Origin of the sequence: Xanthomonas campestris pv. asclepiadis (assembly GCF_020784175.1) — a bacterium.
GTDB lineage: Bacteria > Pseudomonadota > Gammaproteobacteria > Xanthomonadales > Xanthomonadaceae > Xanthomonas > Xanthomonas campestris_D.
Window position 1 is genome coordinate 102,877 of the sequence record NZ_JAJGQM010000008.1, and the last position, 13,541, is coordinate 116,417.

Annotated in this window: 8 protein-coding genes and 1 pseudogene; 7 read left to right on the forward strand and 2 right to left on the reverse strand. The window is 64.8% G+C overall.

The window, feature by feature from the left end; all coding sequences use genetic code 11:
- The first annotated feature begins 3 nt into the window (after window positions 1–3).
- The 6 genes and pseudogenes from LL972_RS06205 (at window position 4) to LL972_RS06230 (ending at window position 9,696) form a co-directional block, all read left to right on the forward strand.
- On the forward strand, window positions 4–2,379 hold the full coding sequence (locus LL972_RS06205; protein WP_228326834.1) for a TonB-dependent receptor: 2,376 nt from the start codon (window positions 4–6) through the stop codon (window positions 2,377–2,379).
- Window positions 2,380–3,211: 832 nt separating this feature from the next.
- Window positions 3,212–4,728, forward strand: a pseudogene (locus LL972_RS06210) (S8 family peptidase).
- 1 nt (window position 4,729) lies between these two features.
- On the forward strand, window positions 4,730–5,356 hold the full coding sequence (locus LL972_RS06215; protein ID WP_228326835.1) for a hypothetical protein: 627 nt from the start codon (window positions 4,730–4,732) through the stop codon (window positions 5,354–5,356).
- 180 nt (window positions 5,357–5,536) lie between these two features.
- Window positions 5,537–7,285 (forward strand): S8 family peptidase, encoded by a 1,749-nt coding sequence (locus LL972_RS06220; RefSeq protein WP_228326842.1) that lies wholly within the window; start codon window positions 5,537–5,539, stop codon window positions 7,283–7,285.
- A 1-nt stretch (window position 7,286) separates the two neighbouring features.
- Window positions 7,287–9,098: a S8 family serine peptidase gene (locus LL972_RS06225; RefSeq protein WP_429002121.1), complete on the forward strand. Its 1,812-nt coding sequence runs from the start codon at window positions 7,287–7,289 to the stop codon at window positions 9,096–9,098.
- Window position 9,099: 1 nt separating this feature from the next.
- Window positions 9,100–9,696, forward strand: coding sequence for a hypothetical protein (locus LL972_RS06230; protein WP_228326836.1), 597 nt, complete (start codon window positions 9,100–9,102; stop codon window positions 9,694–9,696).
- 97 nt (window positions 9,697–9,793) lie between these two features.
- Here LL972_RS06230 and LL972_RS06235 read toward each other — a convergent pair whose 3' ends face one another.
- On the reverse strand, window positions 9,794–10,825 hold the full coding sequence (locus LL972_RS06235) for an aldo/keto reductase (protein WP_228326837.1): 1,032 nt from the start codon (window positions 10,823–10,825) through the stop codon (window positions 9,794–9,796).
- Window positions 10,826–10,984: 159 nt separating this feature from the next.
- Window positions 10,985–12,196 (reverse strand): MFS transporter, encoded by a 1,212-nt coding sequence (locus LL972_RS06240; RefSeq protein WP_228326838.1) that lies wholly within the window; start codon window positions 12,194–12,196, stop codon window positions 10,985–10,987.
- Window positions 12,197–12,296: 100 nt separating this feature from the next.
- On the opposite strand from LL972_RS06240, the gene LL972_RS06245 reads away from it, so the two are divergent.
- The gene (locus LL972_RS06245; protein ID WP_228326839.1) at window positions 12,297–13,211 is read left to right on the forward strand and encodes a LysR family transcriptional regulator; all 915 of its coding nucleotides are present in this window, start codon (window positions 12,297–12,299) and stop codon (window positions 13,209–13,211) included.
- Window positions 13,212–13,541: the final 330 nt, after the last annotated feature.

Consider the following 13,541-nt stretch of genomic DNA (forward strand, 5'->3'; position numbering starts at 1 on the left):
TTCATGACCTCATCGATGCCCCGCTATGCACTGTCCCTTGCCATCGGCGCACTGCTTGCGCCCGTTGCGCATGCGCAATCCTCAACCGCGGAGCCGCGTAGCGACGCCACCACGCTGGATGCGGTAATCGTCAGCGGCACCGCGCGCTTCAAGGGCCTGGCCAAGCGCGATGCCAGCTTCTCGATCACCACCGCCAGCCCGGAGCAGATCCAGCAGGCCGTGCCGCAGAGCACCGCGGACCTGTTGAAGATCGTGCCGGGCGTATGGGCCGAGCCCAGCGGTGGCGGCACCGGTGCCAACATCTTCGTGCGCGGCATGCCGTCCGAAGGCGATGCGCCGTTCGTGACCATGCAACTGGACGGCTCGCCGCTGTTTCCGCCGCCAAGCCTGTCGTTTCTGGAAAATTCCACGCTGTTCCGTGTCGACGACACGGTCGAGCGCATGGAGGTGTTGCGTGGCGGTTCCAGCCCGATCTTCTCCAACGGGCAGCCGGGGCTGACGGTCAATTTCATCCAGAAAAAAGGCCAGGACGAACCGGAAGGCAGCGTGCGCCTGACCGGCGGCAACAACGCCCTGCGCCGCATCGATGTGTTCAACAGCGGGCCGATGGGCAATGGCTGGTACTACAGCGTGGGAGGGTTCTTCCGCGAAACCGACGGCGTGCGCGACCCGCAGTTCGCCGCCGACAAGGGCGGCCAGTTCAGCGCCACGCTGAGCAAGCGCTGGGACAGCGGCGAGGTCGCGTTCTACGCGCGGCATACCGACGACAACAACGCCTTCTACACCGCCATTCCGCTGCTGTCGCGCAACAACGGCAACGACCTGTCCAGTTTCCCCGGCTTGAATGCGCAGACCGGCACCCTGCTCGGCCGCGACTTCCGCAATGTCGATCTGCTGGTCGGACCGAACGGGCAGACCATCCGGCGCGATCTGGCCGATGGGCGCGGCGTCAACATCGATGTGTTCGGCGGCGAATTGAACTGGGAGCGCGGCGACTGGACCATCGCCGACCGCTTCAACGTGATGAGCGGCAGTGCGCCGACCTATGCCCTGTTCACCGGGGATGCGCCGCAGCGGCTGGGCGACTTCATCGCCGGCTATGGCAGCGCTGGCAGCGGCCGCTTCACCAACGGCGGCGGCGCGGTGGATCCGAACCAGCAGGTGCTGGAAGCCGGCTGGTGGTCGGTGGACAAGCGCCTGAACTCGGTCACCAACGACCTGCGCCTGAGCCGCGAACTGTTTGCCGGCAATACGCTCACCGTAGGCACGTACTACGCCAGGTATTCCTCCGCAGATACTTGGTACCTGGGCAACACCATGCTGCTCACCGCGCAAAACAACGCGCGCCGCATCGACGTGGATCTGGCTGACGGGCGCCAGGCCACGCGGCAGGGCTTCACCAGTACCGCGTTCTTCAACCTGCGCGCCAACTACGACGGCGAGAACATCGCCGCCTTCGTCGCCGACGAATGGGAAATCAACGACCAGCTGCGTCTGGACCTGGGCGCACGCTACGAGCGCCAGAGCGTCACCGGTGACGTGCACGACACCGCCACGGTGGACCTGGACGGCAACCCGGCCACGCTGTACGACAACGCCACCTCGCTGGCGCTGGCCAGCACGCGCCGCATCGACCAGGACGATGAAGCGTTCTCGTGGACGGCGGGCCTGAACTTCAAGCTCAACGACAGCAACAGCCTGTTCGCCCGCGTCAACTCGGGGGTGAAGTCCCCCGGCTTCGACAATCTGCGCGATGGCCAGAATCGCGTGCAGGACGTGGATCAGTACGAACTCGGGCTCAAGTCCGGCGCCAGCAGCTACGACCTGTATCTCACCGCGTTCTACAACACCTTCAAGAATTCGCCATTCCAGGCGTTTCTGGCCAATGGCGAGAACTTCACCACCGTTGGGGATTCGCGCGCGCGCGGCCTGGAGGTGGAAGGCGCCATCCGCCCGTTCGGCGGCTTCGAGCTGGCCGGCACCGGCGTGTGGCTGGATGCGAAATACCGCAACTACCGCGAGTTCACCGGCAACCAGGTGATGCGCCAGCCCAAGCGGCAGTTCCGCGTGACGCCCAGCTACTACTGGATGCTGCCGTTCGGCGACCTCAAGCTGTTCGCCACCTACTCCTACATCGGCGATCGCTTCGCCGACCTGGCCAACAGCCAGCGCCTGCCGTCCTACGACATGGTGGATATCGGCGCCAACCTGCATGTGGGCGAGCATTGGGAAGTGACCGCCAGCGGCAGCAACGTCACCGATACGCTGGGGCTGACCGAAGGCAATGTGCGCGTGCCCGGTGCGGCCACCGGCGGCGTGTTCATGGGCCGGCCGATCGCCGGGCGGCAGTACCAGATGTCGGTGGCCTATCGCTGGTAAGCAAGCCAAGGCGTTATCCCGCGCGGCAGTCCAGGACCGTCGCGCGGTCGACATGTGGGCGCGCCGCCGAGTCCTTGAACGTGCAAAGCGGAAACGCAGGCACGGCATATGCCTGCCTCTGGCAGCTGATCAGCCGTTACGCCTTCGCGGCCATTCGATCGCGGCGGTTGTCAGGGCCGGCCCGAGATGCCCCGGAATGCGAAGACAACCCGCATCTCACGATTGTTTTTGCATATCGCAATTACAGAAACCAGCGGACGCAAACACGATTTCGCGTCCGCCCACTTCGCTTTGGATGCGCGATTGCGCAGAACTGACGCGAAGTGCGTGATCGGTCACGCACGCTGCATTGATTGCTCGCCTTGCGAGCAGGACGCACCCCACTTTTAATCGAGGTGCTGCCGGTGCTTTCTCATCGCCAGCATCGGCTGCGCAGGCGCGCACAGGGGAGCCGATCGATGACCTGTCGCATCCACCATTCAACACGGATGCGCTCTTCCGGCTCTTTCGAGACACATGGACATGACGCCTGTTGCCGCCTTCCTGGATTCGCCCGCTTCCAGCAAACGCCACCGGATGCCTTGCGTGCATCCAGCACACCGCCGCGCCACATAGCCGCGGGCTGATCTTCCTCACGCGGCCGGCCGCGCGAACGCATGACACCGACACCAACGTCGCCACCGCGGGCCTGACGGCCGAACTACCTGTGCGATTGAGCCGCATCTGACCGATTACCGATCGGCCGGATGGGTGTCTGTGTCACTTGACTCTGCCATCTCTTTGATTGGAGCGACTCTCAATGAAATTACGTCGTAGGCGACACCTCGCGCTGATCATCAGCGCATTGGTGGGCGGAACGCTTCCCATGCTGGCCGCCGCCGTGCAGCCGATAAACCTTGCGCGTACCGGCGAGGCCAAAGGCGATCCATTGCTGCGTTATCAGTGGCATCTCTCCAACGAGGGGCAGGCGGTCATCGGCGACCGTCGCCCCGTGCCCGGGGTCGATATGGATGTGGATCTGCTGCATGCGTTGGGCATTCGCGGGCGTAACGTGCGCGTGGCCGTGGTGGACAACGGCCTGGAGATCGGCCACGAAGATCTCGCCGACAACATCATCCCGAATGGCTCGCACAATTTTGGCAACGGGTCGCACGACCCTACCCCAACTGACGCGGATTTCGGTCACGGCACCTCGGTCGCAGGCATCATCGCTGCGGTTGGATGGAATGGCCGTGGCGGTCGCGGCGTCGCACCCGAGGCGTTTTCAGGCGTTTTCGTACCCGCGATGCAGAGGGCAACATTGTCAATCTCTGCAGCGACTTGTCACGCACCTTGAATGTCGGATGCGTGCTCGCCAATGTCGATCCACTCAACAATGTTCCTGCCACCATCGTGGTTGCCAGCGTGGACGCCACAGGCAAGCACGCTTCCTACTCGTCGTCCGGTTCGGCGTTGTGGATCTCCGGCCTGGGCGGAGAGTTTGGATACCAGCGCAAGTTCTCTCCCAACGCGGCTCAGACCTCCTCCCCCGAGACCGCACCGTTCGTCTACGACCCGGCCATTGTCACCACCGATCTCAGCGGTTGCAGCGCTGGTGACAATATCAATGGGGTGACACCAGAGAACGCGCTTAGCGGTAGCGCCTCAACGATCGATTCCTCCTGCAACTACAACGCCGTCATGAACGGCACATCGGCAGCAGCGCCCACCGTCTCCGGCGTCGCGGCACTGATATTGAGCGCCAACCCGAGCCTGACCGCGCGCAATGTCAAATACATCCTGGCCAAGACCGCGCGCCAGATAGATCCCTGGCAGCCCGCCGCGGTCTACCAGGGCAGTGTGATCGATCCAGGCTGGATCACCAATGCGGCCGGGCATCGCTTCAGCAACTGGTACGGATTTGGCCTGGCCGATGGCGCTGCAGCCGTTTACGAGGCCCGGTATTTCAAGCCACTGCCTGCGGTGCGCGATACCCAATGGGTTGCATCTACCGTCGCCCCGAGCCAGATCGGAGGCCCCGCGCGACCGGCCAAACAACGCATTCGCATCACTCAGGCAATGAAGGTGGAAGGCGTGCAACTGTCGCTTGCCACATCACATCGCAATCCGACCAATCTGCGCGTGGTACTGGAGTCTCCCAGCGGAACGCGTAGCTACGTCGTCACCCCATTCTCGGTACTGGATCCCGCCGCGTACGCGAAGACCGGGTTCTATATCGATCTCACCTCCACCAACGCTTTTCTCGATGAGCGCGCGCAAGGCGTGTGGACTCTGGAAGTCACCGACATGAGCGAGCCGGGGACCACCGCGGCGCTGCAGAATTTCAAACTTCGCATCCTGGGACACTGACATGAAAAGCATCCTCCTTACTTCGTTACTTGTTGCGTCCTTGGCCGCGTGCGGATTCGCGCATGCCGGCCAGTACATGGATGCCCAGGCGCTCAGTGCAGCGGCCACCGGCGAGCGATTCAAATCCGGAAACGATACCTATCGCATGCTGCCTGGCGTTGTGGTCTCCGAACCAGTGCCGAACGACCGGTTAAACGCTGCTCCCGCCTCTGCCGCCAGGGTGCGCGTAAGCAGCACAGCAACAATCGATGGCAAGGTTGCCGCACGAATCGGCCCCTATGCCGTTGTACTTCCGTCAACCAGCGCTGCACGTGGCGCGTCCAGGCTTGCGTCCACACCTACGGCCTCGGCAGAACGCGCCATTGCCGCAGCGGTGAACGAACGCAATGGACGCGTCGTGCTGGTCCAGCCACAGCTCAAGTTGACCGACACCACGCCAAACACCGCCAGTGCGCTGGCAAGCAGCTCCGGTGGGCGCATCGTCTACGCCTCGACGATCGACAACAGCGCAGTGATCGCCTATCCGTCGATCGAAAAGACGCAGCAGGCCTTGACCCGTCTGCGCGCCAACATGCCCGGCACGCAGGCGGCGCTGGTGGTGCAACAGTCGGTTGTGCAACCGATGTAGCAGACATCCGGCCAGCCCTGGAGCAAGCACGCGGCGGACCACTCCCCGGACGCATCCGTCCACCGCGCGGCAATCGAGCGGAGAGCCCATCTGCCAGTCACTCCCCTTGCTCGCTCCCACGCATTCGGCCATCGATCGGAGAACAGCATGAGCTTTGTTCGCAAGCATCACCGCGGGGCCATGGTTGGCGCGCTGCTGATCGGCGCCCCACTGTACACGGCAGTGGCCGCCGCTCCGGCCACCGCGTCGCGTACGAGCGCCGACGATCCGCTGGTGCGGTATCAGTGGCACATATCGAATCAGGGACAGCAGGTCATCGGCGACATCCGCCCGGTCGCAGGCGTGGATATGGATGTGGACGCCCTGCATTCCCTTGGAATTCGTGGCAAAGGCGTCCGTGTCGGCGTGGTGGATGACGGATTGGAACTTGGTCATGAAGATCTGGCTGACAACATCATTCCGAACGGCTCGTACAACTTCGAGACCGGCTCCCATGACGTGACCCCCACCGACCCTTTCATGGCGCATGGCACTGCGGTCGCGGGCATTGTCGCGGCCGTTGGTTGGAACGGGCGTGGTGGCCGCGGCGTGGCGCCTGAAGCCAGGCTTGCAGGGTTTGACTTCGACGCCCGCGACTCGTCCAGGAACCTGGCCAGCGTGCGTTATGCCTGGGGCGATGGGCCGGAAGGTCGAAACATCGATATCTTCAACAACAGCTGGGGCCAGCCGGTCTCGTTCTATGTGGATTTCCCGCAACAGGAGCAAGAGTCGTGGGCGGCACTGATGCGCTCGACCCGCAGTGGACTGGGAGCCGTTTACGTCAAGATCGGGGGCAACGATTTCCTCAGTCTGCAGATGCCGGATCAGGACGGGAACGTACGCGACCTCTGTGGACCACGCGCCCGCGCGGCAGGGGTCGGCTGCGGGCTGGCCAATCTGGACCCACTCAACAACCTGTTCGACACCATCACCGTCGCAAGCGTCGATGCCAGCGGCAAACGCGCAGCGTATTCTTCCCCCGGTTCCGCGCTATGGGTGTCCGGCCTTGGCGGCCTGATCGGAATGCAACGCGCCTTCGTCCCTGACCCGAGCGGACGCGTTCCCGCTGAAGCAGTGCCCTTTGCGTATGGCCCCGCACTGGTCACGACCGACCTGAGCAGTTGTTCCGCGGGCTACAACCAGGATCGCGGCGTTGATCCGGCCAATGCGCTGGACACCAGCAGCTCCAGGATCGACCCCAGCTGTACCTACACTGCCCGCTTCAACGGCACCTCCGCCGCCGCGCCGACCGTGTCCGGCGTCGCCGCCCTCATGCTGGGCGTCAATCCCGGCCTCAGCGCCCGCGACGTGAAATACATCCTGGCCACCACCGCGCGCCAGGTCGACCCACAACAACCGCGCGCCACCTATCAGGGCAGCGTGATCGATCCGGGCTGGATCACGAATGCGGCTGGGCATCGCTTCAGCAACTGGTATGGATTCGGCCTGACCGATGGTGCCGAAGCAGTCTACAAAGCGAGCTACTTCAAGCCACTTCCTCCAGCGCGAGACTCTCATTGGATTGCGTCTACTGCCGCCCCAAGCCAGATTGGCGGACCGTCGCGGCCGGCGAAGCAGCGCATTCGCATCACGCAGGCCATGAAGGTGGAAGGCGTGCAGCTGTCGCTTGCCACATCGCATCGCAACCCGACCGATCTACGCGTGGTACTGGAATCTCCCAGCGGCACACGCAGCTATGTGCTCACGCCCTTTTCAGCACTCGATGCTTCGGCGTACGCAAAGACCGGCTTCTATATCGACCTGACGTCCAGCAATGCCTTCCTGGATGAAACGGCGCAAGGCGTGTGGACGCTGGAAGTGACCGACATGACCGAGCCGACGACCACTGCGGCGCTGCAAGACTTCAAGCTTCGCATCCTGGGGCACTGACATGAAGACCATGTTGCTTACTTCGGCGTCACTTGCCTGCTTGGCCGCATGCGGCCTGGTGCACGCCAGCCAGCACAGGGATGCCCAGGTGTCCAGCGCAGCGGCCAGACCCGCAACTCAACCAGGCGACGACCCGCTGTTCCGCTACCAATGGCATCTGCTCAATCAAGGCCAGCCGGTGTTCGGCGACGGACGCCCGCTGCCCGGCGTGGACCTGGACGTGGACATCCTGCATGCGCAGGGTATCCGCGGCGCGGGCGTCAACGTGGCGGTGATCGATAACGGCCTGGAGATCGCGCACCCGGATCTTGTCGACAATATCCTGCGCAACGGTTCGCACAATTTCTTGAACGGTTCCAACGATCCCACGCCACCGGCAAGCGACATCGACGGCGATCACGGCACCGCGGTGGCCGGCATCATTGCCGCGCGGGGATGGAACGGCATCGGCGGACGCGGCATTGCCCCGGAAGCAAAGCTGGCCGGTTTCAACGCCGGTGACACCACCGATGGCAGCACCCAGTACGTCAACAACCGCTACGCCTGGGGCGATGGGCCGGAAGCCCGGGTGATGGATGTCTTCAACAACAGCTTCGGTGTCTCGGCCGCGGCCTATCAATACAGCGACCTCGACGAACAACGCTCTCTGGAAAGACTGATGCAGGCCCAGCGCGGCGGCAAGGGCGGCATCTACGTCAAGTCGGCAGGCAATGATTTCAACACGTTGATCGATGTGGACGCACAGGGCAAGCTGATCGACCGTTGCAGCGACCAGACCCGGCAGCTCGGCGTTGCCTGCAGCAGTGCGAACATCGACAACATCAACAGCCTGGCGACCATGATCGTAGTCGGTGCGGTCAACGCCAACGGCGTACGTGCCAGTTACTCATCGCCCGGGTCTGCATTATGGGTGTCCGGGCTCTCCGGCGAATTTGGATTCCAACGCAGATTCGATCCGCATCCGGAGACCTTCAAGGCATCGTATGGGCTGCTCGCTGCAACCGGGCCGCAGCCGTTCTATTCGCCGGCGATCGTCACTACCGATTTGAGCGGCTGCAAGGCCGGCAACAATCGTGACCGCACACGCGCGATGCAGAATGCGCTGGATACCAGCAGGTCCAAGATCGATGCCTCATGCAATTACACCGCACGCATGAACGGCACCTCGGCCTCCGCACCCACCGTCGCAGGCGTTGCGGCCTTGATGCTGAGCGCCAACCCGCAACTGACGCTGCGCGACGTCAAGTACATCCTGGCGACCACCGCGGTGCAGGTCGACCCCAAGCAGCCAAAGGTGTTCTACAACGGCAGCGTGATCGAGCCTGGCTGGATCACCAACGCGGCCGGCCACCGTTTCAGCAACTGGTACGGATTCGGCCTGGTGGACGCCGCCGAGGCGGTGGAACGCGCCGTACATTTCACCTCGCTACCGGCGATGAAAGACACCGAGTGGAAGAGCTATGAGGGGAACAGCAGCACCATCGGCGGTGCCGGCGCACCCGCAAGACTGGCGATCGACATCAGTCAATCCTTCAAGGTGGAAGGCGTGCAGCTGTACTTCGCCGGCACGCACAAGGATCCCCGCAACCTGCGCGCGGTGCTGGTCTCGCCCAGCGGCACCCGCAGCACCCTGATGACGCCGTTTTCCACGCTCGACAGGAGCAACGAAGGCGTGGTGGTGTTCCTGACATCGAGCAACGCCTTCCTGGACGAGCCATCGGCCGGGCGCTGGACCCTGGAGGTGGACGACATGCTCGCCGACAACGGCAAGCAACAACTGGAGGAATTCGAGATGCGTGTGGTGGGCCACTGACATGAAGATATCGCTGATCGCCCTGCTGGGTGTCGTTGCAGCCTGCGTTTGCGCTCCCGCGTCGGCACAAGTGATCGACAGCGCACGTCTGCGCGCTGCGGCGACCGGGCAGAGCGTTGTGGTGGGTCATGCCAGTTTCCGGCTGATTCCCGGTGCGGTGGTACAGGTAGCCGACGCGGCGCGCGCCGCTGCCGGCACGCAGTCGCTGCAGAGCATGCAGACCAGCGCAGATGCGCCCTTTGCGCGCTTCGATCGCTACGCGGTGTATCTCGACAACGCGAGCGCCGCACGCGCGGCATCACGCGCCACGCGGGCCGACCAACCGGCGACCGTCGCGGCAGCACTGGAAACCCGCAGCGGCCAGCTGGCGTTGCTGGGCGCTTCGATCAAGTTGTTCGACACCACCCCTGTCATCGCACGCGCATTGGCAACGCGCACCGGCGGCAGGTTGATCTATGCATCAGCCAGCGATGGCAGCGCGATGATCGGCTACGACTCCGTGACAACTGCATTGGACAACTGTGCACAGTTGCAGGGCAGCCAGGGCGTGGGAGCGATCAAGCCCGAGGTGATTCCGCGCGTGGCGCGACCGCTGTGATGCGGACGTTGTGATGCCACTGTCTTGATGCAGTGCGGTGATACGCGCCACGGCGGTCGCCATCGGGTGGCCGCATGGCGCAATGATGCAGCCAGCGTTACACAGGCAGCGGGCTGCGTTCGGCAAAATGCCCGCGCCAATACGGGTAATACGGATACGGCGGCTCCACTGCGCTCACCGCATCCAGGCGTGTGCGCTGCTCGGCCGTCAGCGACCAACCCACCGCACCCAGGTTCTGTCGTAGCTGTGTTTCGTCGCGCGCGCCGATCAGCACCGTGCTGACCGTGGGTCGCTGCAGCAGCCAGTTGATGGCAATCTGCGGCACGCTGCGCCCGGTTTCCTCGGCGATGGCGTCCAGCACATCGACGATGTCGAACAGGCGCTCATCGCTGATCGCAGGGCCCGCGGCCGCCGTTGTGTGCAGGCGGCTGGTGTCCGGCAGCGGTTGGCCGCGCCGCAGCTTGCCGGTCAGGCGGCCCCAACCCAGCGGACTCCACACCACGGCGCCCACGCCCTGGTCGATGCCCAGCGGCATCAGCTCCCATTCGTAGTCGCGCCCGGCCAGCGAGTAATAGGTCTGGTTGGCAACGAAGCGGCTCCAGCCATGCGCGTCCGCCACAGATAACGACTTCATCAACTGCCAGCCGGCGTAGTTCGACGCGCCCAGATAGCGCACCTTTCCTGCACGTACCAGGTCGTCCAGCGTGGACAGGGTTTCCTCCATCGGCGTCATCGCATCGAAGGCATGCAGCTGCAGCAGGTCGATATGGTCGGTACGCAAGCGTCGCAACGAGGCATCCACCGCACGCAGCAGGCGAAAGCGCGATGCCCCGGCATCGTTGGGCCCATCGCCCAGGCGCAGGCCGGTCTTGGTCGACAGAATCACCTGATCGCGGCGGCCCTGCAGCGCCTGGCCGAGAATCTCTTCAGAGGCGCCGTCCGAATACACATCGGCGGTGTCGAACAGGTTCAGGCCCGCCTCCAGGCACAGATCGATCATGCGCCGCGCCTGCGCCACATCGGTATCGCCCCAGGCAGAAAACAGCGGCCCCTTGCCGCCAAAGGTACCTGCACCCAGACCGAGCACCGGCACCTTGAAGCCGGAACGGCCAAGAAAACGTGTGTCCATCGCAATACTCCCTGAAACCGAAAGAAAATCCACGCGCAGTGCCGGTGGATCCGGCAACGCGCGACGCCAGGCGCGACGATCCGCTCGCCGGCTACATGCATCGGTGGCGCGGGTCTGACGATTGCGCAGCCACTGCGCACTGCGCCCGAAGGGATCGAATCAACCCGCCTGCACGCACACGCCCGGCGCAGCGGTACGCCGGCGTTGCAGGTGCACGCTCCACAAGGCGATCCCCAGGCCGAGCGCGCTCAACAGCGCGGCGACCCACGGGGTGGCGGCCAAGCCGGCGTGCGTGGCAATCACCACCCCGCCCAGCCAGGCGCCCACGGCGTTGCCCAGATTGAACGCGGCGATATTGAGACTGGAGGCCAGGTTCTGGCCGGCACCGCGCGCATGTTCGAGCACGCGCAATTGCAGCGGCGCCACGGTGGCGAAGGCGGCCACGCCCAACAGCCCGACGAACACCACCATCGCGGTCTTGTTGTGCAGGATCAGGCCCATCGCAGCCAGCACCACCACCAATGCCGCCAGGCTGCCCAGCAAGGCAGCAGTGGGGCGCCGGTCGGCCAGACGCCCGCCCAGCAGATTGCCAACGATCATGCCGACACCGAAGACCAGCAACACCGGCGACACCGCCGCCTGCGCAAAACCGGTCACGTCCACCAGCAACGGCTGGATATAGGTGAACACCGCAAACACGCCGGCATAGCCCACCACCGTCATCGCCAGGGCCAGCAACACCTGCCCGCGCCCCAGCACCGCCACTTCCTGCCGCCACGACACCGGCGCGGCCGCGCCTGCATTCGCCGGTACCCATAGCGCTACCGCGGCCGTTGCCAGCACGCCGACGATTGCAACCGCCCAGAACGTTGCCCGCCAGCCCAGCTGCAGGCCCAGCCAGGCGCCGGCCGGCACGCCCAGCAGGGTCGCCACGGTCAGCCCGGCAAACATCAGCGAGATCGCCGAGGCGCGGCGCTCGGCCGGGACCAGCGAGGTCGCCACCACCGCGCCCACGCCGAAGAAGGTGCCATGCGCCAGCGAGGTCAGCACACGCGCAACCATCAGGCTGGTGTAGTCCGGCGCCAGCGCGCAGGCCACGTTGCCCAGGGTGAAGATCGCCATCAACCCGACCAGCACCGCCTTGCGCGGCAACCGCGCACTGGCCAGTGTCAGCACCGGCGCCCCGACGAACACGCCCAACGCATAGCCGCTGATCAGCAGGCCGGCGGCGCTGAGCGACACGCCCAGATCGGTGGCCACCTGTTGCAGCAGGCCCATGATCACGAACTCGGTGGTGCCGATGCCAAAGGCACCGATGGTCAGCGCCAGCAGCGCTGGCGGAAAGCGGGAAGAACGCGCGGAAGCGGACATGGGCATGGACCAGGGAAGACGACCCACAGCCTGCGCTCCGGCGTCTTAAGCAAAAACCCCTGCTATCCTGATTCACTATCAACCAATCATTGAGAATCGCATGGACCGCCTCGGCGATATCGCCCTGTTCCTGCGCGTACTCGATTCGGGCTCGATCACCGCCGCTGCGCGTAGCCTGGACCTGTCGGTGGCGGTCGCCAGCCAGCGCCTGAAGCGGCTGGAACGTCACCTGGGCGTGCGCCTGCTGCACCGGACCACGCGTCGGCTGCACCCGACCCCCGAAGGCCAGCGCCTGGCCGAGCGCGGCCGCGTGCTGGTGCAGGATCTGGATGCGCTGGCCGACGATCTGCGCGAGAGCGCACATGCGGTCGGCGGCATCCTGCGCATGACCATGTCGGCCTCATTCGGGCGGCAATACGTCTCGCCGCTGCTGCCGGAATTCCAGGCCCGTCATCCACGCGTGCACATCAGTGCGCACCTGAGCGACGACCTGGTGGACCTGGTCAGGCAAGGCTTCGATCTGGCGATCCGCATCGGCCCGCTGGACGACTCCGGGCTGGTGGCGCGGCGTATCGCCGACAACCGCCGCACCCTCGCTGCCTCGCCCGACTACCTGCAGCGCCATGGCACCCCGCGCACACCGGACGACCTGGCCGGGCACGCCGGGGTGCTGCTGATGGGCCGTGACGGCCGCCAGGACGTGTGGCCGTTGCAGACGCCGGAGGGCGGCCTGGTACGCGTCCGCATGCAAAGCCGCTTCGAAAGCAATTTCGGCGAGTTGATCCGCGATGCGGCCATCGCCGGCCAAGGGATCGCGTTGCATTCGTACTGGCACATCGCCGAGGAACTGCGCAACGGCCGGTTGGTCGAGGTGCTCCCCGATTACCCGCCGCCAACCTCGCAGATCAACGCGGTGATGCCGGCACGCCAGCTGCAGCCACCGCGTGTGCGTGCGTTCGTGGATTTTCTGCTGGAACGTCTGGGCGAGATGCCACCGTGGGAGCTTGGCGGTTGAACGCAAGCGCGTTGGTTGCGTCGGCAGATGCTGGCTGGACGCGGATTGATGCGCGGCTGCGAGGCGACGTCTTGGTTGGTTAGTGGCTGGATTCGGTCGAGTCGCGCTGTTGGATCAGTGGTGAGGCGGCGGATCTGCGAGGTTGCTGCAGGTCCTTGCCCGCCCACCACCGCAGCACACGCCGCAAGGCAGAGCGGGCGATCTACAGCTTTGCGGACAGATCGGCTGTAAAGCAGGCGATCTGCCGCTTGGCTGCAGGGCCCTTGCCCGCCCACCATCGCGGGACGCGCCGCAAGTACGTCCATGTAGCAACTGTGTTGTTGGAGGGGG